This window comes from Pseudomonas sp. v388, from assembly GCF_003935425.1.
Taxonomy (GTDB): Bacteria; Pseudomonadota; Gammaproteobacteria; order Pseudomonadales; family Pseudomonadaceae; genus Aquipseudomonas.
Map to the genome: position 1 here is coordinate 171,512 of NZ_RHQN01000008.1, position 21,430 is coordinate 192,941.

Below are 21,430 nucleotides of genomic sequence, written 5' to 3' on the forward strand. Positions count from 1 at the left end.
TCATGTCCAAATCCTTGCGGCTACAAATCCTTGCCATGCTCAGTGGCAGCCTGGTGCTGATGCTGCTCATCGCCCTGGCCTGTTTCAACTTCCTGTCCAACAACGTGCATGCTTACCGGGGACTGCTCCAGGGGCCTGTTCAGGCGTCGCAATTGGTCGACGAGGCCAACCTGCAATTCAAGGTTCAGGTCCAGGAATGGAAGAACGTTCTGCTGCGCGGTAAAACGGCCACGGAACGCGACAAATACTGGCGTCAGTTCGAGGAACAAGAGCGTCTGGTCCAGGAAACCCTGGGCAAGCTCGGTGCATTGCCGAGTATCGACGCGGCTTTGAAAACCCAGTTGCAGACGTTGCAACAGGAACACCGTTCGCTGGGAGCCGCTTACCGGACCGGGCGTGATGCGTTCGTCGCCGCCGACGGGGACGCGGCCGCCGGTGATCTGGCCGTCAAGGGCGTAGATCGCTCGACCAGCGAACAGATGGCGGTCGTGGTCGATCAGTTGCACAAATCCAGCAGCGCTCAATCGGTGGCGATCAGCGCCGATGCCGACCGAACTATCCTGATCGGCATTGTGGTGCTGCTGGTGTCGGCCGTGCTGGTGGGCTTGCTGACCTTGTGGATGGTGACGCGCAACGTGATTGTGCCGGTCAGCGTGTTGATCGACTACGTTGCCAAGCTGTCGGAAGGCAAACTGGTAGCCCGCGTCGATATCAACCGTCGTGACGAATTGGGCCGGCTGGCCGCCGCCGCCAACACCCTGCGTGACTTTCTGGCCGACACGTTCACCCGTCTCAAGAGCAGCAGCGCCGATCTGGACACCGCCGGTGGCGAGCTGAAAGCGATCGCCGCCCTCATGGCCCAAGGCACCAACGAGCAGTTCGAGCGCACCGACCAGGTAGCGACCGCCATGACCGAGATGTCCGCCACCGCTCAGGAAGTCGCACGTCATGCCGCCGATGCCGCGCGGGCTGCCGATGAAGCCGATCACAGCGCTCAGAGCGGTGAGAAGGTCATGCAATCGACGATTTCCACCATCACCCGGATGCGCAACGAGATTGCCTCCACCGCTGAAGTCATTCAGCGCCTGGAAAACGACAGCGGCCGCATCGGCAAGGTGCTGGAAGTGATCCGCGGTATCGCCGAGCAGACCAACCTGCTGGCCTTGAACGCCGCCATTGAAGCCGCGCGGGCCGGGGAAGCCGGGCGTGGCTTTGCCGTAGTGGCCGATGAAGTGCGCACACTGGCGCAGCGCACCGCCGAATCCACCGCCGAGATCAATCAGATCATCAACTCGGTGCAGACCGGCGCGACCGACGCTGTCCAGGCGATCCAGGGTGGCCAGGCACGCAGTGAAGAAAGCGTCGAGCAGGTGACCCAGGCCGGCGAGACCTTGCAGCGCATCACGCTGGCAGTCGAAAACATCCGCGACATGAACCGCCAGATCGCCACCGCCGCCGAAGAGCAGACTTCAGTGGCCGAGGATATCTCGCGCAACCTGACCGAAATCACCGCCATCGCCACCACCAACCAGGACAATGTCAAGCGCACCCAAGGCGCAAGTCAGGATCTGCATGGCTTGTCGGTTGGCCTGAATGAAGTGATCTCGCGGCTGGGCGCCTGACGCAGTTCCCTGCGGTGGCCACCGGCGCGGCGATCCGCCTTGCTGGCGAAGGCGGTTTTGCGGTTCGTACGCGGCGAATGTATCGGCCGGTTCGCCACCAAGGTGGCTCCTGCAGAAACGTTTCCGGCTTACGCCCAACCGCTGCGTGACTCACCTTCATAGGTGAACACCAGCGCCTTGAGCCCGCCGTCTTCGCGGTCGTCCGGGAATTCCGGCGGGTTTTCCAGGCGTTTCTCGAAGCGCAGGCCCGGGGCTTCAATGGCTGTGTGCCGGATCAGGAAATCAGGCCCTAGCGCAGGGTCATTCATGCAGGCCAGCACCGTACCGTTCTCTTCCAGCAACTCCGGCAGCCGACGCAGCACTCGCTGGTAATCCTTGTCGAGCATGAAGCTGCCTTTCTGGAAGGAGGGCGGGTCAATGATGATCAAGTCATACGGCCCCATGCGCGTCACCTTGGCCCAGGATTTGAACAGGTCGTGACCCAGGAAGCTCACCCGGCTCAAGTCATGGCCATTGAGGTGGTGATTCTCGCGCCCGCGATTGAGCGCGGCGCGGGCCATGTCCAGGTTCACCACATGGTCGGCGCCGCCGGCGATGGCCGCCACGGAAAACCCGCAGGTGTAGGCGAACAGGTTCAGGACGCGCTTGCCCTTGGCCTGCTCGCGTACCCAGTCGCGGCCGTAGCGCATGTCAAGGAACAGGCCGCTGTTCTGCTTCTTGCCGAAATCGACCTTGTAGCGCAGACCATTCTCGGTGATCACCCATTCATCAATGCTCTCGCCAGACAGCCATTGCACGGTGCTTTGCGGCAGATAGCGATGTTGCAGCAACAGGCTGTGCGCCTGGCTCTGCTGCCATTGCGCGGTGCGAGTCAGCGCGTGTAACAACGCGGTCAGTGCGGCGAGTTCATCTTCCTGGGGCTGTTTGAACAGCGATACCAGCACCACACCCTGCATCCAGTCGACCGTGACATGCTCCAGCCCCGGCCAGACACGCCCGCGCCCATGAAACAGGCGTCGGGTGTCGGCGGGTACGTCGGTCAGGGACGTGAGCAGGTGCTGTTGCAGGGTGGCGAGCGCTTCGGGAGTCATGACAGGGGTCGGTGATGAAAAGGCCGCACATGGTAAACCTATTCAGGCCGATGAAAATCCCCGCATCGCCGTAAGGGCGCCAACGCGTTCTCAAACAGATGAAGGTTTGGCCCGGACGATCTTCTTGGCCTTGACTTCATCGGCATACGCCTTGAGCTGATCGGCATCGCTGTAGAGACGATTGACCAGTTGCAGGATCGCGGTGACATCGACTTCTTTCATCTGTGAGGCGAGCTTGAGGATTTCGTCCGCGGTGTTCTCGAGATTCGAGGCCGTGCCCTTGAGGTGTTTTTTCAGCTCTTGGGTCGACTTGTTGAGGGCCATACATGTTCCTGTGAGCGAAGAAAGCCATGCGCGAAGCATGGCTTCTTCCTTGCCAACAAGCAAACCGGACCGCAGCGGGTTCAGGGACGTTTCAACAGTGCTGGAACGGGCCTTGAAAGGCCAGCCGCTCAGCCATGTGGTGGGAGGCGCGCTTGACCGAGCCCAACGTGCGTCTGACGCGCAGCCATTCCTGGCGCGCCTGGGCGGATTTGGCCTCGGCCTGTTTTCGGGTTGCCGAGAACGCCGCCCATATTTCCGGGGACAAGGTGTTCTGGCTCAAGAGTGAGTAAGCCGATTCGTTGAGGCGCTCGGCTTCGAGGAACAGTCTATTGATATGGGCGACGGCCTGATCCCAGGTCAGGCCGGTGAGGTGTCTGAATCTGTCGTGCAGCATGCTGAGCTCCCTTTGATCCAGCCCGGCCACAGCCGGGAAGCGTGCAAGGAGCACCTCACTCAGCTCCTGCACCGGTTTCATGACGAAACCCTGAATCACTTCAGTTCAAGACGACTGCACGCTCAACCGCGACGTCCCATGAATGCGGGATGCTTGCATCAAATGCCGTGTCTTTGAACCCCGGAACACGCCCGACCGATGGGCGGTTTTAGCGCAGCAAGCCCGAAACTAAGGGCCGCCAGCCGTCAGTCATCGCGAGTCAGAACCTCCAGCAGCTCTAGCTCAAAGGTCAGGTCGGAGTGGGGCGGGATATGAGCGCCCATTTTGCGCTCGCCGTAGGCCAGGTGCGCCGGAACGAAAAGTTTGCGTTTACCGCCCACTTTCATGCCCATCAGGCCGATATCCCAGCCCTTGATCACTCGGCCGGTACCGATCACGCACTGGAAAGGCTTGCCGCGCTGATGCGACGAGTCGAAAACGGTGCCGTCCTGTAGCCAGCCCGTGTAATGGGTGGTGATCAGCGCGCCTTTGACCGCCGCTTTGCCGTCGCCGACATGCAGGTCGGTCACCTGCAACTGCGGCAGGGTGGGTTCAGGGTTGTTCGAGTCGTCGCGCATGGTGGTCGTCCCTATGGATAGCGGGGTGCTTTCTCGCAGAAAACCGCCGGGCTGACAAGCAGCCCGAACGAAAACGGGGAAGCCAAAGCTTCCCCGTCAGGTGACGCGAGTCATGCGCGGTTACAGCAGGTTCTGTGAACCGGCGATCATGGCCTGTGCAACAGCCAGCTTCTGCTCTTCGCTGAAACCGTCCCAGACATTGACCTTGGCGAAGTAACCCAGGCCGGCCAGGCAGTAGAGGCCCAGGGTAAAGACGATGAAGATCGACACGAACGTCCAGCGACCCCGATCGCTCTCACGGGTGAAGTCACGCGAGTAACGCGCTTGCTGCGCATTACGCGCAAACAGCGACACGGAAAAACGTTTGAACCACTGGAACAGATGAACTACAACAAGCCGCAACATGGGTAATAGCCTCAATATCAAAAAACAGAGCAGCGCTTCGACCAGCCGTATCGGCAAGGCGACTCGCAGAGCGCTCGAATCCAGCCGCGGCACCCGGAACAGGGACGCGGAACAAAAGCTGTAAACGCAAAAAGCCCGTCTATGACGGGCTCTTGTTTTTATGTTCTGGTCAATGCGCAGCGGTTGGCAGGAGAATTCACAGGAACCTCAGCCGATGCCGCGCTCGACGATATGGAAATATTTTAAAACATGTGGCGGATGGCTTCTACACTGTGCGGGTGGTCGTCAGACAACCGGTCATACAATTCAGTGCGACATAACGTCGCTGGCGACGCATGCCTTCCATTGACTCAAGAGAAGTTTGGTCAACCTTTGTAATACTTTTGCATCGAAGGAAAAACCGGCGCATGTTGTAGGATCACGTCCCACATTAAATTTCAGGACCGTATGAATACCCTTCAGGAGCCTCCTTGTTGCTCTGCTACCGCAGTCGCTTTTCCGTACTCACGTCGCTTGCCCTCGAGCGACAGGCCCTTGCCGATACGCCGCCTCGTCGATTCTCTCCGGCGCGCTGATTCCGGCCCGATCCCGCCAGCCCTATCCGCCGAGCCAGGCCCGGTGACGTACAACTGTGTCCGCACGAAACCGCGCACTGTCGCTTCCCGTATTGTTCACGAGAATTCATAACCCATGGAATGGATCGCTGACCCCACGGCATGGCTTGGCCTGCTGACTCTTATCGTGCTGGAACTGGTACTGGGTATCGATAACCTGGTCTTCATCGCCATCCTGGCCGACAAGCTCCCGCCTCATCAGCGCGACAAGGCGCGGGTCATTGGCCTGTCGCTGGCGCTGATCATGCGTCTGGGCCTGCTGGCCAGTATTTCCTGGATGGTGACGCTGACCGAACCGCTGTTCGAGGTGTTCGACCACAGTTTCTCCGGCCGCGACCTGATTATGTTGTTTGGCGGTGTGTTCCTGTTGTTCAAGGCCACCATGGAGTTGCATGAGCGGCTCGAAGGCCATGTCAGCCAGCGCACCGGTAACGCGACTTACGCGATGTTCTGGCCGATCGTGGCGCAGATCGTCGTGCTCGATGCGGTGTTCTCGCTGGACGCGGTGATCACGGCCGTCGGCATGGTCGAGCACTTGTCGGTGATGATGATCGCGGTGATCTTCTCGATCGGCTTGATGATGGTCGCCAGTAAACCGCTGACCAAATTCGTCAACAGCCACCCGACCGTGATCATGCTGTGCCTGGGTTTCCTGATGATGATCGGCTTCAGCCTGACCGCTGAAGGCCTGGGCTTCCACATTCCCAAGGGCTACCTGTACGCGGCCATCGGTTTCTCGATCCTGATCGAGATGTTCAACCAGATCGCCCGCAAGCGCCGCAAGACCTCGAATCATGGTCAGCGTCCGCGCCGGGAACGTGCCGCCCATGCGGTGATGCGTCTGCTGGGTGGTCGTCGCCTTGAAGAGGGCGAAGTCGATGAAGAAATCATCGACATGCTCGAGGGCGACCTGCGCGAAGGCGACGCCAGCGAAGCGGTGTTCGACCGCCGCGAGCGGATCATGATCAGTGGCGTATTGCAGCTGGCCGAGCGGCCGATCCGCACCATCATGACGCCGCGTGCCGAAGTGGACTACATCGACCTGCGCGACGATGCGGAAATGGTGCGTACCCGCCTGATGCATTCGTCATACTCGCGGTTGCCGTTGATCGGCGAGGGCGGGATCGACGAGCCGGTAGGCTTCGTGCACAAGAAGGAACTGCTCAAGGAAATGCTGGCGGGCAACGAGCCCGACCTGCGTCTGCTGTCGCGCAAGGCCGTCAACTTGCTGGAGAGCTTTTCGATCCTCAACGCCCTGGAACAGATGCGTAAGGCATCGACCCACATCGCGTTCGTGGTCAACGAGTTCGGTGATTTCATCGGTGTCCTGAGCATGACCGACATTCTTGAATCCATCGCCGGCCAGTTGCCGGACGCCAGCGAGGTTGAAGGTCCGGACATCGTCGCCCAGGGCGACGGCTATCTGGTCTCCGGTGCCTTGAACCTGAACCTGATCCGCGAGCGGACCGGTTTTCAGGCCAAGGCCACCGAGGACTACCAGACCATGGCGGGCCTGGTGATGAGCCTGCTGGACCGTCTGCCGGTGATTGGTGATGACCTGGACTGGCAGGGCTGGGATGTGAAAGTGGTGGGCGTCGAAGAGCGTCGCGTGACCCGCGTCCTGTTGCAGAAACAGGCCGAAGTCAGCAGCGGTAAGTAGCGCTCATCCGAGTAAAGCGAAACGGGCCTCAGGGCCCGTTTTTCTTTGCTCATCAGTTGATCGTCTGTTAGACGCGAGGAGTGGCGAGCCTTGGTCTATCCTGCGTCATTGCCACGTGGCTTCAACGCGCAGTCAGCCACACCCATAGCACGGAGACTGTCATGACTGCCGCTTTTACCTTCAACCCCAACCTGACCTACGACGTGATCTCGACCCGCAAGGCCTATCCGGTCTGGCGGATTCGAGAACGCAAGGTTTACGCGTATCTGGAGCACGACCCGCGCCGTGACTGGAGCGGTGAAATAGGGACGTTGAGCCTCGGCACACCACAGCGTCTGGTCGACCATGATGGTCAGACCATCGCCTACATCGTCGGCGCCGAGGTCAGGGATATCAAAGGGCAGAGGTTCGCGCTGACCGAGGTCAAGGACTGACGGAAGCAGGCTTTCAATCCACTCGACGCGGGCTCGCTCTGGCCAGTGACTGGCGGATCGTAGGAGCGAGCCGGGAGTTCGGGAACCTGCACTAACCGCGACGCGGCCGGGACACCACTGATTCAATATTCTTGCGCCCGATCAGCCTGGGTTGCGCAGGCTCGACAGCCTCGTCGGACGGCGCCAGCCACTTGAACATCACCAGGCAATCCACCAGCCCCAGTTGAGCGTGGCGATACGCCTTGGGCAGACGCCCGACAGTTTCAAAGCCCAGCTTGTTCCACAGCGCCACGGCAACTTCATTGCTGGCGACCACCGAGTTGAACTGCATGGCCAGAAAGCCGCTGTCACGTGCCAGTTGCTGGGAGTGCTCGCACATCAACCGCGCCACCCCACGCCCGCGCGCCGCCTCGGTGACCATGTAGCCGCAGTTGCAGACATGACTGCCCGGCCCGGCGGCGTTGGCCTTGAGGTAATAACTGCCGAGCAGCACCCCGTCTTCCTCGGCCACCAGCGTGTGCAGCGGGTAGCCAAACCACAGTTCACGCGCCTGCTCCTTGGTCAGCGCGGGGTCGTAGGCGTAGGTCTGCCGGGCAGCTACAACGGCCTGGAAGGTGGGCCAGAAATGCTCGAAGTCTTCGGGCGTCATGGGGCGGATCTGGATCATGGGGGTCCTTGGGGGAGTTCTAGACGTCCGTACCTTTCGGGACGGCAAACGGATAGCCAAACGATGGCAGCAACCTTATTCGCTCTACCGATAAGTGTGCAATATATCGATGCTCGCTTGATCGTCAGTCATCCACGCTCAGGCAAGCGCAGGCACTGATAGTCCTGAGAGTCCGGAGTGATTTCGACACCGGCGGCTTCTAATGCCCGGTAGTAATCCTGAATTCTTATCGTGTCCGACAGCCGGGCCTGGATGATGCACGCATGCTGCTGCCATGGGTATCGTTCCAGCTGCGCTCGAAGACGTCTTTCTCCACCCGTTTTCCAGCCTGTGACGGCCTGATTGCGCCATCGACGCTCCGGTCGGCCGGTACGCGAATCGTATTGGGCAGTGACCGGATCGAGATGTCGACTCCGCTCCAGAACAGGTAGATCCGGTAAAGGCTGCGTCACATCCATGTAGCGCTGCAGGCAATCCCAGAATGCCAAGGCGTTGACCCGGTCGATCTCAATATGATGCATCTTCCCGGCCAGGCTAATCGAATTGCCTGTATATCGATGGCGCAAAACGATGCTGTGCAGAGGGAAGCCATAATTAATAGGAGCGACTTCTAGAACAGCATCGAACTCTTCAAAAGGGGCCACGAAGGGACGGCGGAGCCGGCGTCTGAATCGGACCATGCCGTCTGCCCGGTTGAATTCGCCGCTTTCATGTGGAGAGCATAAGTTACGCAGCCATAACATCCCATCGCAGCCAACAGTGCCCATTAAATAAACAAATACGCTGCCCCAATAGCTGATGTGCAGTTCAGTTGAGCCCAATAATGTTCCCTTGAAGTGAAAAAGTAAAAAGGTGCAGACCGCTATGGCGGATAGCTGGAGGCAGTGGGCGGCCTTGTGGTAAATAACGAAGAGGAAGAGTGAAGTGACGATCGTGAGCGACATGACAGGCGCTGATGATGCAATGATTTTGTGAGCAAGTTCAGACTCAACCTCTGTCGACAGTGAGGGTAAAAACCCCGCACTCCAAACTATCCAGCCGGTGGGGAAACACATTATTCTTAATGCGATGAGGAGGCCGGCAGTCACGCTTGTATCGTTGAGTTTCCAGCGTTTGGCATTACAAGCGGCTTCTGATGAGGGGATAGCGTTTTCTCTATGGTCATCATGCCGATGCTGTTCGTCTTCCAGTTGAGCGGATATTATGCTTACTGGTTCCAGGTGGGCGTAGGAGCCGTGGGCCAGGTGAGTGGTAAATATTCCGTTGTGATTACGGTCGCAGATAAACTGCGCTGATGGCATGCGGGTGGCGCTGTCGCTTCGGTAACAGGTGTCGGAATAGTCAGATGTAGTGCTTGGTGTCATGTGGTTTTTTCAGCTGCTGCGGATTCTGATAGGGTGGAAGACGTCTTCAGGGGGTTTAGAGCAAGTCCAAGTCCCATTTTTTTTCCATAAACTCTGCGGTTGGGGGAAGAGACGTTCTCAAGATTGCCAGGTACTTCTCAAACAATTCATCATCGGGAAGCCTCGCTTCAAAACCCAAGGTTATGTCAGTGCGATGAGTGACGATGACTCTTCGCTTTCGGTCAACGGTCACGAAGTTGTATTCGTGCCAGGGCAGGCTGTCCTCATGGGTTACCGGGTTTTGCCAATTCATCAAGCGTAGTGCGGCAAGGAAGCCGATGGCGGCAGGCCCCACTAGAAAGAGCAGGGAGCCGGTGAACAGCGCTACTCCCACGAAAGCAAGCATGCAGATAACTGCGACGGTTTTGATAATTCCGGTTTCTAGAGTGGAGTAATACACTTGATGGTCGAGCGTGGCGTGATCCTCATAAATCTGATAATGGTATGCGGTTTTTTGTCGAGCCATTTTAAGATAAAAGGCTAAGAATCCGAGTGCCACGCAAATGAAAATGGCTAAGAACTTTGAATCATCCAGTAATGCATCCCTCCAGATAGTAAAAAACATTCCCCAGCTCATGAGGTTTGCGGCCGTAACTAAAAGTTGTCCTTCAAGTCTCCTGGCTGGGGAGCCGGGCATTTGATGTATTGACCAGGAGAAAATGCTTTTATTTTGAGTAGGGGGTGTCATATAGGCTGGGCTGCAGTCTGTTTGAGACGGAGTGAGTTTCAAGATTGGTCCCCTGCTGACCCGAACGGTATTTCCAAGGATATGGTTTCCGTCGGATCTGCTGTCTGCACGGTCAGATTGGTTTTGATTAGCCCATCTGAAGTCATCTCGCCACCCGGCTTGAGGTTGATTTGGTAGAGATATTCTCTGATCCCTGGGTCGCTGATTAGGGTTCCTGCAGGAGGCTGGATCATCAGTTCAATGAACGCTGCGGTTTTAGGCAGTGGGACCCATACTTGCCAGAGGATTGGCTTGTTTGAGGGTGGTACTTTTGGGAAATACATCTCTTCAGTGTTTTTTCCATATCGCTCATCAATGGTTGCAAAATGCTCTGCGCTACCAAAACGTCCGTTGTTCAGGAACTGCTGAGCAATTGAAGTCTTACTTTTCTCAGTAACTAACACACCATAGGGACGCTCGGTGCTGATGATGGTGAGGCGCAGGGTTTCACCTCGTGCAGTGCTAGGTAGCGAAATTTGAATCCACGCGCCGTTTAGCACAGTCTGAGGAATATAGCCGGACCTGCCTACCCATTCCAAACGATCCTCGCATGTGCTTCTCACAAAAATACTTGGACTGTTTTGAATTGCTAACAATGTTCTGATTTCTTCAGCATGTCCAGCAGGCGTGTCTTGAAGGCGATGCTCGTTGGAAATAGACCATGACGACTTGCGGAGCCACCAACCCACGCTGTCTTGCTGGATATAATTTAAGACCACTGTGCCGATTATATAAACGATCCCCGCAATTGCTAACGCTGCCGTGAACCATGAACTCAACACTGCTGCAGCCACGCTACTTGAGGGTGATAGACCGGCTATCACCTGTGCTATTGCGCCCAGCTGCATGGCTCCCACTGCGATTGCTTTAGCTCTGATGCCGTTTGACTCGTCGGTGGTTCTCGCGGTTTTCAAGTCTTCATAAAGATCGTAAACCTCCAGAGTAGCAGCAATTACTCCAGCCACTCCTACTGCCACTATTCCAACCCGAAATCCATGGACTGCATTTCCCCAAGCGCTATCTCCGCGACCTATCCAATACGCTGACGACCGCTGGAGAATTCCAACAGTTTTACCTTCGATTATGACCGGCTGTGCGGTCTTGACCACCGCCCAAGGCGTTTCTACAAAAACACTCATCAACAGGTTTAAGCTATAACCCAAACCATAACCGACCTTGATCATATCTCTTTCGCTGAACTCTCCGTCACGTGTCAATTCTCCGTACAGCAATGCGGTGTTGATGAAATTCATCATTAATACACCCCAGGTGACAGTGGTCGCTAACCCTGCGCCCAAATGAATTATCCACTCCTTTGCGCGAGCCTCCCAGTGTTTAAGTGTTTTAAGTCCCGACTCTATATGAGCGTGCATCTGATTGCGAAGTGCAAGCGCTGACTGTTGTTCCTGATAGTCAATGGCGATGGGGAATTGAAGCATGTGTTTCTGAATGTCATCCTGAACTTGAGAAATCTGATGAGATAAGCTTTTACGGTCGTAGGTCGTGCGCGGGTGAACCCAGCTGTTTCTCAGTTTCGTGATTTTATGATCGAGTAATATATAGTTTTCTTTCCAGGTTTTAAGCTTGGCACCCACCTTCGCATCGATAGCCACCTTATGCTTGGAATCAAGCAGAACCTGACCAATCATGAAACTTCGGAACAGTGCCAGAATATCTTTCTTTTTGCCTTTGCTATACCTGGCGTCAACCGGAATCAAGGCGACAACGATGCTTTCCGCTACAGTCCTACCTTTACCGCTCGCCAACTCGCGGAGCGCGCTATAAGTATCGCGTGCCGATTGCGTGAGCTTCTTCATCCAGGCAGCTTCAGCGACATCCGGATGGTTCAAGGCAGCATTGATCTCGCCAGCCCGGGTGGCCAGGTTGGTGTAGTCGTTCATTCCCTTCAGAAGTCTGTCGGCCTCCTGATGCAGGGCCTCTTTGATTGCCGGGGAAAACCCATAGCGCAACGTACCGAACAGACTGGTTGCATGCTTCTCTTGCTCGAGCAGCCAGCCATGGGCGTCGATGTCCTGGCTGTAGACAGTCAGTAGCTCGCTCATCACCGTCTGCAGATACAGCAGGCTTTTCACATGAGTGGTATCAACGAACAACACGGCCGGGTCCAGGCCTATGTGGTCTGCCCACATCCGGAAGTCAGCCTGAGTGTCGCGAATCTGTTGCAACAGCTTTTCGGCGGTCGGTTGGTGTGTGGCGATGTAAGCTCGAGCTCGTTTCAGGTCGACCTCGCGGCGCCATTTCGCACGGGGCTTCCAGGCCTCGAAATCCTTGCGGTCGGGAGTCGTGCCGTATTTTTCCGAGAGGGCGCTTTTCATCTCCGGACTCTTGGCGAATTCCCGATCGACATACGAGTCGTGGAGAATTCCTCCCGTCACCACGATTTCTTCCAGCTCCAACTGGTCCAGATATTCGTCAACTTCTTGAAGGTAACGCTGCGTCCGTACCACATCCCCCTTCACCGACGCCGGCAACCCATCGGGATCGTCACTGCTGGCACACAGATTGGTAACGACCTTCGCCATCTCCAGCTTGTGCCCGTGCTCGTCTTGCCAAACCCGATATGCCGCCTGATCTGCTGCCAGCTGCAATCCAAGGTCGTTTAGCATCGCCAGCGGGTCGTCGAGAGCGATCAGCAGGGCGCTGTTTTTGTCAGGAACGCTGCCTAGCCAGTAGACGTCGGCACCCACCGGTGAAAACAGCGGTTTGCAGGACACGTCGGTTTGCGTAACTCCGGCTTCAGTGTTGCTGGTTGGCACGGAGGAGTCATCGAAGCGGCTGTCCGGTGTGGCGTTGCCAGGGTCGATATCGGCCACGGCTTCAGCGATGCGCCTAAGAGGCAGGGTGCCGGGCTCGGCCATGGTGATGCAGTAGCCTGCCAGATCGAGCGGCTTCATCCATGTGGCGCGGCTGTCGGCGTTCGAGCGCATGTGCTCGCAGAGTCGCCAGGTCCACTGCATGGGCGAAAAGGCCAGATGCAGACGATTGAGGCGCGGATAGAGCAGATGAGGTTTGGCCTCGCCCACGCCACGTCGGGTGTCCTGACCCAAGTGGGCGTCAGTCCAGACGATGCGGGTCAGGCTGGCGTCGGCGGCATTGACCGCGTACTCATGAAAAGTGCGATCCGTTTCATCGAACACATAGACATACCCGTCGTACAGCTGACGCAGCGTATAGCGGCGGGTTTCGAGTTCGGGCAACAGGGCCCAGTTGCCGGTCTTGGGCAACGGTTTGAGCTTGTCGGGCTCGGCGTCGTAGCGTGACCTGTCCAGCGCATAGCGGACCGGGACAATGGCGGCTTCCTGGCCCTTGAATGGGCAGCTGCTCGTTTCAGTCGCAGGCGTTCGTTCAAAGAGAACATTGCGGCGTTGTTCCGGTGTTCCGTGCTTGTCAGTCATGCGTGGCCTCCTTGGCGGCTTGGATGCGGAACTTGTCCAGGGCCTCGATACGCACTTCGGGCGCCAGGCGTGTCTGGTCGGGATGCTCGATGGCCCAGCGCCGGTAAGGCGTGTCGGGCTGCTCAGTGAAGTCCAGTCCCCAGTCCTGGCAAAGTTCCGCCCAGGTCACCAGTGCCACTTCGCTCACCAGCCCCCATCGCCGCGCACCATCGAGGGCGCGCTCCAGCCAATTATCGATCCCGGCCCCGTTGTGTTCGGCAAAGGTCTCGCTGTTGCGCGAGTTGAGCCAGTCGTAGAGGCGCTCTTTTAATATCCAGACAAACGCTTGCTGCAGTGCCGCGAGCTGGGGTTCGCCCAACAGTGAGAACCTTGCTTCCCAGGCACGTGCCGGGCGTTGTCGGACAAAATGGGTAAAGGGGACTTGTGGCGCCGGTTGCCAGCTGTGCACGGGCGTGGGAACCCAGATGTGCTCGACAGGCCCCAGAATCTGATCGAGGTGGTCGGCGTTGTAGCTGGACAACCAGTAATGCAGAACTACCGGGTCCGCGAAGCGCAGCAGGCTGCATTGGCCCAGATGGTCGGGTGGCGACACAAAGTGCCGCAAATGGTCGGCGACCGTGTGCGCCGCAGCGGGACTGTATAAAGCGCAGGCGTCCAGGTGCTGGCCGGGCGAAGTGCGCCACTCGTGAATCAATTTGGAAGGTGGCTCAGCCTGAACCAGCACCGGCCCCTGTTCCTTGATCCCCGCCCAGCGAGTGCTCAGGTACAAGGGTTTGATCGCCAGTGGCTCGCCTCGTTGGTAAAGCCGTTTGATGGCGTCCGGACGCAAGAGCCCGTCGATGAGCAGATAATTGGCTGAGTTCATGACTTGGCTTCCCCGGCGGCCCGCTCACACATTTCACAGCGCGGGGTACGTCTGATCGCGGTGGCTTGCAACGGCGTCAGCGGCTCTCCCGGCGCATCGGCATCGGCCGGCTGGGTGGAACTCGGCAACAGTGGAGCGGCGGGCATGCCCACCCCCGGCGCGCCGCCCGAATTGAGCTTGATCTGCGGGCCGCACAGGGTGATGCCGCTGGGGTCGACCTTGATGAAGCTGCCGCCGGCGGTGAGGGTGATTTCCATCCCTGCGTCGATGACGACCTCGTTGGCTGCGAGGTGGACCTGCTGTCCGGCGCGTAACAGGTACGACGCGCCGATCTGAGCATGCACAGACTGGCCCACGGTCTGGTGATCGTTGGCACGAATCTCGGTCAGGCGATCGGCGTGGGTGACGCGGTGTTCCTCGGCCAGCAACTCGCTGTAGCTGTTGGCTTCCACCCGGTCGTGACGCTCGTGGCCCACGCGGATCTTCTGATCGTGTTCGATGTTCTCGTCCCAGTCGCGCTGGGCGTGGATGAAAATCTGCTCCTGGTCCTTGCGATCCTCGATGCGCAGTTCGTTGAAGCCCTTGCCGCCGGGGCTGCTCAAGGACTTGAAAACGCTGCGCGTCTTGTGATCTGGCAACAGGTAGGGCGGCCGGTGTTCGGCGTGGTACAGGCAGCCGGTGATCACGGGCTGGTCGGGGTCGCCTTCCAGAAAGCTGACCAGCACTTCCATGCCCACTCGCGGGATCGCGACGCTGCCGTAGCGGTTACCCGCCCAGCCCGAAGCCACCCGCAGCCAGCAACTGGTGGCCGCGTCGCGCTGGCCTTCGCGGTCCCAATGGAACTGCACCTTGACCCGGCCCAGCTCGTCGCAGTGAATGTCTTCGCCGTCGGGTCCGGTCACCAGAGCGGTCTGGCTGCCGGGAATGCGGGGTTTGACATGCCGCAGCGGTGGCCGATAGGGAACGCTGCCGGGGGTAGCGGTGAAGCGGTTGCGATAGCCCGCTCCGTCGGCTTTGCCGACCTTTCCCGAGGCGCGGAGGACCTGCGGCTGTTTACCCTCATGATGCACGTCGATCAAAAGCCATTGGTCATTGCACCGTTGGCTGGGATGGTCGGTCAGGCGCATGAGGTGGCCGCTTGCCAGGCACGGCTGATCACTGTGACCCTCGGCCAGCCGGTAATCGTGACGATGCCTTTCCAGCGCGCGACTGGCCAGTTGTGCTCCACGCGCGCGGTCGGTGTAGCGCGCTTGGTAGCTGTAGTCTTCGAGGTCCGGAACGGCGTCGCTTGCAGCGTCGCTGAACAGCTCCAGACGCGGTTTGCCGAAATGGTAGTCGCGGCGGGTCGTGCGACTGGTGCGGGTTTCCAGGCGCAGATTGAAGCGGCTGACGACAGGTTCATCGGCCACCATGCCGCCGGGCTGCTGGTAACGCAGCTCATCAATGATCTTGAAGGATCGCTGGTCGTCACCGAACACCAGGCTGTGGGCGTCGGGACTGTGTTCGAAGTGGAAGTGCCAGCCTTCTTCCTCGCACAGACGCTGAACGAATTGGAGGTCTGACTCGTTGTATTGCACGCAATACTCGCGCTCGGAATAGGCGGCGCCCAGCTCGAAGCGATAGGTGGCGATGATGCCGTGTTCTTCCAGCAGCTGGCTGATGATCTCTTGCACGGTCAGGCGCTGGAAAATGCGCTGATTGATGCGATGAGCCATGTAGGCCAGCCGCGGACGCAGGGTTACCGAGTAGTGTTTGAGGCGGCCTCGCGGATCACGTTCTGCGACCCGGTCGATCAGCCCGTGAATGCCTTCGTGGCCGGCACCCATGCGCAGAAAAGCGGGTTTGCGCAGCAGGTTCTCCAGATCTTCCACGCCGATTTCGCTGACCAGTTCGAGTTCGAAGCAGAAGGGCTGGTTGATGGTCTCCTGGCCGCCGAATTCCAGTACCTGAAGGTCGTGGTCGACCCCGGCGATGCTGAGTTCGAACTGAGCCTTGTCTAAGAGTCTGTCCATTCCGTATCCCTGTGAACGGGTGGGTATCAGTCAATGACCTGAGTGAGTCCCATCGACCGGGCGGTCGATGGGACGTCATGGTTTAGCCGGCGACGGCAGGCTCCCGGTGGTCATGAGAGCCGGTAGTGGTGGCGACGTGGTGATCCCAGACGATTTTCCGGTAGCTGAATGCCACGTCTACCAGGTCGGTCGAATGGGGGCTGGTCAGATCATTGTTTTTTTCCATGTACTGGTTGATCTTGCTGACCACCGCATCTTCCAGCAGGACCGTGAAGTAGCATTCCTGCACGCCTTCCGCGTTGACGCGGTACATGTTGAACTCGACCTTGGGCATCACTTCCTGCTTGTTGGCGGCCTCCATGAGCAGCGGCGTCGTTCTGTCGACCACGGCCGTTACGCAGAACGCCTCGTGTATCGGGCGACCTGTCGGCTGCCCGGAATGAGGGTGGCTGGGGGTCTGGACCTGATGGGAGTAGTCCCGCAGCAGCACCTGATCCTTGAAGGTCGACTGAAAGCCGGTCCCGATCGAATCCTGGGTATTGGCGCCCTGGGTGATAACGTTGCCCTTCGAATTGGTGATGGACATGTAAGCTGCCATGTATTTCTCCTGTAATGACGGAAAACATTCGGGCCAATGCTCGAATGTGCGCGCTCCGACTAACAATAAGCATGCCATTATTTATTTTTTGTAGTTCTCTCAATGAGTTGGCTGTTTGCTATGCCGAATAGTCAACTTGATGATGGTGTAAAACCGCTGGAAAGTGCGCAATTTCTTGCGCGGTTGCGCAAGTTTTTGCGCACCCTCGTGCAACATCTGGAACAGCATGGCTTGCGCTGATGTTGATGAGGTTTAACGCGCGGTCGACTATGCAAAAAGTTGCGCAGTTCTGGTTGCAGGGTTATCGAGAGTGCCGGTGATAGTGGGGCGGATATATGTAATATTTTATTGCCTACAATGTTGCCGATGTACTTCGTAGGATATTTCCGAAAGGTGAGTTTTGGGCGGTTTTGCTCTTGTTAGACGGCGTGTGTATGACTAATGTTTGCGCCTCCAAAGCGCCAGACGGTCTACCAGACGCTGCGCCAATCCGAATAAAACCTGACTGAACGCCGATATGCCTTACTCGGACCAACTTCTAACTCGTTATCTTTCGCTTGTGACCCAGCCAGTCTCGGCGCAAGGCTATGCGGGCGAGGATGCAAGGTTCTCCATCGAATTCGAAGCGCTGGAAGGTGAGTTGGCCAAGGCGCAGTCCATGCACGGTGCAGGTCCGGTCGACTGGCCGAAGGTGCGCCAGGGCAGTGAAGCCATCCTGCAATCGATGTCCAAGGACCTGCGGGTGGCGTGCTGGTTGTCCTGGGCGCTTTATCATACCGAGTCGTTTGCCGGGCTGTCGGCGGGGTGCGCGATGATCAGCCATCTGTGCCGAGAGCAGTGGAGCGACTTCTTTCCGCAGAAAGCCCGGACCCGATGCGCGGCTATGGTGTGGTTCATTGCCAGGCTTGAGCAGGCTCTGGCCGGCGATGTCGCGATCAAGGATCAGCTGGCGTTATTCGAAAAGCTCGAGGCGTCCCTGCAGGGAATCGACGAGGCGTTCACCCGACAGCTGGGCGATGAGGCACCGCTGCTTCTGCCGCTGCGCCGGCGGCTTACGGCAATGATCCTCAAGGCCAGGGAGGCGGAGCCCAGGCCCGCTAGCGTGATCGCGCAGGTCAAGCAGGCCGCCGTCAATCTGTTCGCCCCGGCCGCGACGATCGATAACGAAAAGGATGCCCGCAGAGCCTACATCGCCCAGGAGGATAATGGGCGGTTGCTGTGCGGGTGGTGGCTGCGCAACAGGGCGTCCGACGTGCGGGCGCTACGCTTGAACCGGGTGATGACCTGGCTGCAGATGGAAAGGTTGCCCGGGCATGATGCGCAGAACAAAACCCAGCTCAGCGCACTGCCTGCGGAAAAGTTGCAGGGTTATCAGGAACGCTTCGAACAGCGCGGCTATGCCGACCTGGTTGTCGACCTGGAAGCGAGTCTGTCGCGTGCGCCGTTCTGGTTCGACGGGCAGCATCTGGTATGGAAGTGCCTGAAGGCTCTCAAGGCCGAGGCAGCGATGCGCGAAGTCGAGATCCAGCTCGCGCTGTTTCTGATGCGCCTGCCGGGTCTTGCCCAACTGCGATTCGAGGATGGCCAGCCCTTTGCCGATGCCGCCACCCAGCGCTGGATCGCATCCCGGGTAACGCCTGTTCTGCAGGTTGAGCGGGAGCCACCGGCAGCTGAAAGTCTCGATTCGCGTCTTCCGTGGGACGCGGTGCTGGATGACGCCATTCCGATGCTTCAATCCGACGGCATCAAAAGCGTGGCGCAACTTTTCAAACCGCACATTCAATCTGCATCCGGTGAACGTGCAAAGTTTTATTGGCGGCTGAGCCTGGCCAGAATCTGCCATCAGGCCAGAAAATATGAATTGGCCAAGAGCCAGCTTGAAGTGCTCGACGAACAATTGAAGTCCGACGGCCTGGCCGATTGGGAACCCGATCTCAATCTTGAAGTGCTGCGTCTGCTCTATAGCTGTTGCGAACTGTTGCCTCAAAACAAAGTGGTGCGCGAATACAAGGAAGCGTTGTATCGCCGGCTTTGTCATCTCGATATGGAAACCGTACTTGAATAGGCCCGTGCGGCCCTAACAATGAAGGAGAACGGCTATGGCCAAAGAAGGCTCGGTAGCACCCAAAGAACGGATCAATGTCACTTTCAAGCCTGCCATCAATGGGGCTCAGGAAGAAATAGAGTTGCCGCTGAAGTTAATGGTACTGGGTGACTTCACTCAGCGTGCCGATGATAGAAAACTGGAAGATCGCAGGTCGGTCGGCGTCGACAAGAACAACTTCGACGATGTCATGGCCAAGCAGGAAATATCGTTGACCCTGAGCGTACCCAACCGGTTGCAGGACGATCCGGCGGACGAAGAACTTGCGGTCAGCCTGAGTGTGAAATCGATGAAGGACTTCAACCCGGCCAGTCTGGTCGAGCAGGTGCCCGAGTTGAAAAAGCTCATGGAGTTGCGCGACGCCCTGGTGGCGCTCAAGGGGCCGCTGGGCAACGCCCCGGCGTTTCGCAAGGCCATCGAGCACGTGCTCAGCGACGACGAATCACGCAGTCGTGTGCTGGGCGAACTGGGCCTGACCCTTGATTCCTCCACCAACGCTTGAGTCCCGGTTATTTCAGGAAGCTGACATCATGAGCAACAAAGCTGCGCAACAACTCGACAAGGACGTGATGGAGGTCGGGGTTCTGGACCAGATCATCGCCGAGACCCGCCTGGCGCCCGGTGATGATGCCTATCACATCGCCCGACGCGGCGTCGCTGCCTTCATCGAAGAACTGCTCAAGCCGCACAACAAGGGCGAACCGGTCAAGAAGGCGCTGGTGGATCGCATGATCGCCGAGATCGACGCCCGGTTGAGCCAGCAGATGGACGAGATACTTCACCACGCACAGTTCCAGTCCCTGGAGTCGGCGTGGCGCGGGCTGCAACTGTTGGTCGACCGCACCGATTTCCGCGAGAACATCAAGATCGAGATCCTCAGTGTTTCCAAGCAGGACCTGCTGGAGGATTTCGAGGACTCTGCGGAGGTCATGCAGTCGGGTCTATACAAACATGTCTATACCGCCGAATACGGCCAGTTCGGCGGCAACCCCGTCGGGGCGATCATCGCCAACTACTACTTCTCGCCCAGCGCCCCGGACGTCAAGACCATGCAGTACGTGTCCAGCGTTGCCTGCATGGCCCATGCGCCGTTCATTGCCGCCGCCGGCCCGGCCTTTTTCGGCCTGGAGCAGTTCACCGGCCTGCCTGACCTCAAGGATCTGCGGGATCACTTCGAAGGCCCGCAGTTTGCCAAATGGCAGAGCTTTCGCCAGCAGGAAGACGCCCGTTACCTGGGCCTGACCGTGCCGCGATTCCTGCTGCGCAACCCTTACGACCCGCTGGAAAATCCGGTCAAGACCTTCGTCTATCGGGAAAATGTCGCCAACAGCCATGAACACTACCTGTGGGGCAATACCGCCTATGCCTTCGCAACCCGGCTGACCGACAGCTTCGCCCGCTTCCGCTGGTGTCCCAACATCATCGGGCCGCAGAGCGGAGGAGCCGTCGAAGACTTGCCGCTGCACCACTTCCAGAGCATGGGCGAGATCGAGACCAAGATCCCGACCGAGGTGCTGGTGTCCGACCGCCGTGAATACGAGCTGGCGGAGGAGGGCTTCATCGCGCTGACCATGCGCAAGGGCAGCGACAACGCGGCGTTCTTCTCGGCAAGTTCGGTGCAGAAGCCCAAGTTCTTCGGCAACAGCGACGAAGGCAAGATCGCCGAACTCAACTACAAGCTGGGCACCCAGCTGCCGTACATGATGATCGTCAATCGCCTGGCTCACTACGTGAAAGTGTTGCAGCGTGAACAACTGGGTTCCTGGAAAGAGCGCACCGATCTGGAAATCGAACTCAACAAGTGGATCCGCCAGTACGTGGCCGACCAGGACAATCCGAGCGCCGAGATCCGTGGGCGGCGGCCGCTGCGTGCCGCGCAGATCACCGTCAGCGAGGTGGATGGCGAGCCGGGCTGGTACCGCGTGAACATGAACGTGCGGCCGCACTTCAAGTACATGGGGGCGGATTTCACCCTGTCCCTGGTCGGCAAGCTGGACAAGGAGTAAGCGGCCGTGGCGACCCGTCCTTACGGCAGCCTGTTCGAACGTCTGGCCGGCGATACTGCTCACCGCGCCGGCCTGACGGGTGAAGAAAGCCTGATGGCGTCGGTGGCCGCGCACTTGACCAGGATGCTCGGGACCCGGGCGGGCAGCGTGCAGACGCTGCCCGATTACGGCCTGCCGGACCTGAACGACATGAACCGGAGCCTGCATGACGTGGTGATGAATGCCCGCAGCGCCATCGAGGCTTTCATACGCAAATATGAACCGCGATTGTCCAGCGTCCGGGTCACGCTTGAACCCGGTCACCACGAGGCTCTGAAGCTGCGGTTTTCCATTGAAGGCGTGCTGGAGGCGGGCGGTATCAAGCGCCAGGTCACATTCAACGCGCATCTGGGCAGTCATGGACAGGTGTCCGTCACCCACGACTGAAAGCGTTTATCGCGCAACCCTATCCCCGTGAGGCATCTGATCGCC

General features: G+C 58.4%; 20 protein-coding genes. 8 read left to right on the plus strand and 12 right to left on the minus strand.

Features of this window, described 5'->3' with window-relative positions; all coding sequences use genetic code 11:
• The first annotated feature begins 2 nt into the window (after positions 1 to 2).
• The gene (locus EGJ27_RS19220) at positions 3 to 1,622 is read left to right on the plus strand and encodes a methyl-accepting chemotaxis protein (RefSeq protein ID WP_125832319.1); all 1,620 of its coding nucleotides are present in this window, start codon (positions 3 to 5) and stop codon (positions 1,620 to 1,622) included.
• A 128-nt stretch (positions 1,623 to 1,750) separates the two neighbouring features.
• Here EGJ27_RS19220 and EGJ27_RS19225 read toward each other — a convergent pair whose 3' ends face one another.
• The 5 genes from EGJ27_RS19225 to EGJ27_RS19245 form a co-directional block, all read right to left on the minus strand.
• Positions 1,751 to 2,713, minus strand: a complete 963-nt coding sequence (locus EGJ27_RS19225) for a class I SAM-dependent methyltransferase (RefSeq protein ID WP_125832320.1) — start codon at positions 2,711 to 2,713, stop codon at positions 1,751 to 1,753.
• A gap of 90 nt (positions 2,714 to 2,803) precedes the next feature.
• Entirely contained in the window at positions 2,804 to 3,037 is a 234-nt protein-coding gene (locus EGJ27_RS19230; protein ID WP_125832321.1) for a hypothetical protein, read from the minus strand.
• Positions 3,038 to 3,128: 91 nt separating this feature from the next.
• Positions 3,129 to 3,431, minus strand: a complete 303-nt coding sequence (locus EGJ27_RS19235) for a hypothetical protein (protein WP_125832322.1) — start codon at positions 3,429 to 3,431, stop codon at positions 3,129 to 3,131.
• Between the two features lie 245 nt (positions 3,432 to 3,676).
• Positions 3,677 to 4,048 carry an FKBP-type peptidyl-prolyl cis-trans isomerase gene (locus tag EGJ27_RS19240; RefSeq protein ID WP_125832323.1) on the minus strand — a complete coding sequence of 124 codons (372 nt, stop codon included), beginning with the start codon at positions 4,046 to 4,048 and terminating at the stop codon, positions 3,677 to 3,679.
• A 120-nt stretch (positions 4,049 to 4,168) separates the two neighbouring features.
• A complete protein-coding gene (locus EGJ27_RS19245) occupies positions 4,169 to 4,453 on the minus strand; it encodes a hypothetical protein (protein WP_125832324.1) in 285 nt (94 codons plus the stop codon).
• Between the two features lie 690 nt (positions 4,454 to 5,143).
• Between EGJ27_RS19245 and EGJ27_RS19250 the strand changes: the two genes are divergently transcribed.
• Both EGJ27_RS19250 and EGJ27_RS19255 read left to right on the plus strand, forming a co-directional pair.
• A complete protein-coding gene (locus tag EGJ27_RS19250) occupies positions 5,144 to 6,727 on the plus strand; it encodes a TerC family protein (protein WP_125832325.1) in 1,584 nt (527 codons plus the stop codon).
• A 161-nt stretch (positions 6,728 to 6,888) separates the two neighbouring features.
• On the plus strand, positions 6,889 to 7,161 hold the full coding sequence (locus EGJ27_RS19255; protein ID WP_125832326.1) for a hypothetical protein: 273 nt from the start codon (positions 6,889 to 6,891) through the stop codon (positions 7,159 to 7,161).
• A 91-nt stretch (positions 7,162 to 7,252) separates the two neighbouring features.
• Here the strand turns inward: EGJ27_RS19255 and EGJ27_RS19260 are convergent, their stop codons facing one another.
• The 7 genes from EGJ27_RS19260 to tssD all read right to left on the minus strand — a co-directional run bounded on the left by EGJ27_RS19260 (position 7,253) and on the right by tssD (position 16,849).
• Positions 7,253 to 7,828 carry a GNAT family N-acetyltransferase gene (locus EGJ27_RS19260; RefSeq protein WP_125832327.1) on the minus strand — a complete coding sequence of 192 codons (576 nt, stop codon included), beginning with the start codon at positions 7,826 to 7,828 and terminating at the stop codon, positions 7,253 to 7,255.
• 128 nt (positions 7,829 to 7,956) lie between these two features.
• A complete protein-coding gene (locus tag EGJ27_RS25105; protein WP_256672885.1) occupies positions 7,957 to 9,192 on the minus strand; it encodes a hypothetical protein in 1,236 nt (411 codons plus the stop codon).
• 55 nt (positions 9,193 to 9,247) lie between these two features.
• Entirely contained in the window at positions 9,248 to 9,796 is a 549-nt protein-coding gene (locus EGJ27_RS19270) for a permease (RefSeq protein WP_125832328.1), read from the minus strand.
• 161 nt (positions 9,797 to 9,957) lie between these two features.
• On the minus strand, positions 9,958 to 13,374 hold the full coding sequence (locus EGJ27_RS19275) for a toxin VasX (protein WP_125832329.1): 3,417 nt from the start codon (positions 13,372 to 13,374) through the stop codon (positions 9,958 to 9,960).
• Entirely contained in the window at positions 13,367 to 14,239 is an 873-nt protein-coding gene (locus EGJ27_RS19280; protein ID WP_125832330.1) for a DUF4123 domain-containing protein, read from the minus strand. The genes EGJ27_RS19275 and EGJ27_RS19280 overlap by 8 nt, the downstream gene beginning before the upstream one ends.
• The gene (gene tssI / locus EGJ27_RS19285) at positions 14,236 to 16,251 is read right to left on the minus strand and encodes a type VI secretion system tip protein TssI/VgrG (protein ID WP_125832331.1); all 2,016 of its coding nucleotides are present in this window, start codon (positions 16,249 to 16,251) and stop codon (positions 14,236 to 14,238) included. Before tssI ends, EGJ27_RS19280 begins: the two co-directional genes overlap by 4 nt.
• A gap of 82 nt (positions 16,252 to 16,333) precedes the next feature.
• Positions 16,334 to 16,849, minus strand: a complete 516-nt coding sequence (tssD, locus tag EGJ27_RS19290; protein ID WP_158619366.1) for a type VI secretion system tube protein TssD — start codon at positions 16,847 to 16,849, stop codon at positions 16,334 to 16,336.
• 102 nt (positions 16,850 to 16,951) lie between these two features.
• On the opposite strand from tssD, the gene EGJ27_RS24795 reads away from it, so the two are divergent.
• The 5 genes from EGJ27_RS24795 to tssE all read left to right on the plus strand — a co-directional run bounded on the left by EGJ27_RS24795 (position 16,952) and on the right by tssE (position 21,385).
• Positions 16,952 to 17,089: a hypothetical protein gene (locus EGJ27_RS24795; protein ID WP_158619368.1), complete on the plus strand. Its 138-nt coding sequence runs from the start codon at positions 16,952 to 16,954 to the stop codon at positions 17,087 to 17,089.
• Positions 17,090 to 17,366: 277 nt separating this feature from the next.
• The gene (gene tssA, locus EGJ27_RS19295; RefSeq protein ID WP_125832333.1) at positions 17,367 to 18,914 is read left to right on the plus strand and encodes a type VI secretion system protein TssA; all 1,548 of its coding nucleotides are present in this window, start codon (positions 17,367 to 17,369) and stop codon (positions 18,912 to 18,914) included.
• A gap of 34 nt (positions 18,915 to 18,948) precedes the next feature.
• Entirely contained in the window at positions 18,949 to 19,455 is a 507-nt protein-coding gene (gene tssB / locus EGJ27_RS19300; RefSeq protein ID WP_125832334.1) for a type VI secretion system contractile sheath small subunit, read from the plus strand.
• A gap of 28 nt (positions 19,456 to 19,483) precedes the next feature.
• Entirely contained in the window at positions 19,484 to 20,959 is a 1,476-nt protein-coding gene (gene tssC, locus EGJ27_RS19305) for a type VI secretion system contractile sheath large subunit (protein WP_125832335.1), read from the plus strand.
• Positions 20,960 to 20,965: 6 nt separating this feature from the next.
• On the plus strand, positions 20,966 to 21,385 hold the full coding sequence (gene tssE, locus EGJ27_RS19310; RefSeq protein WP_125832336.1) for a type VI secretion system baseplate subunit TssE: 420 nt from the start codon (positions 20,966 to 20,968) through the stop codon (positions 21,383 to 21,385).
• Positions 21,386 to 21,430 lie beyond the last annotated feature (45 nt).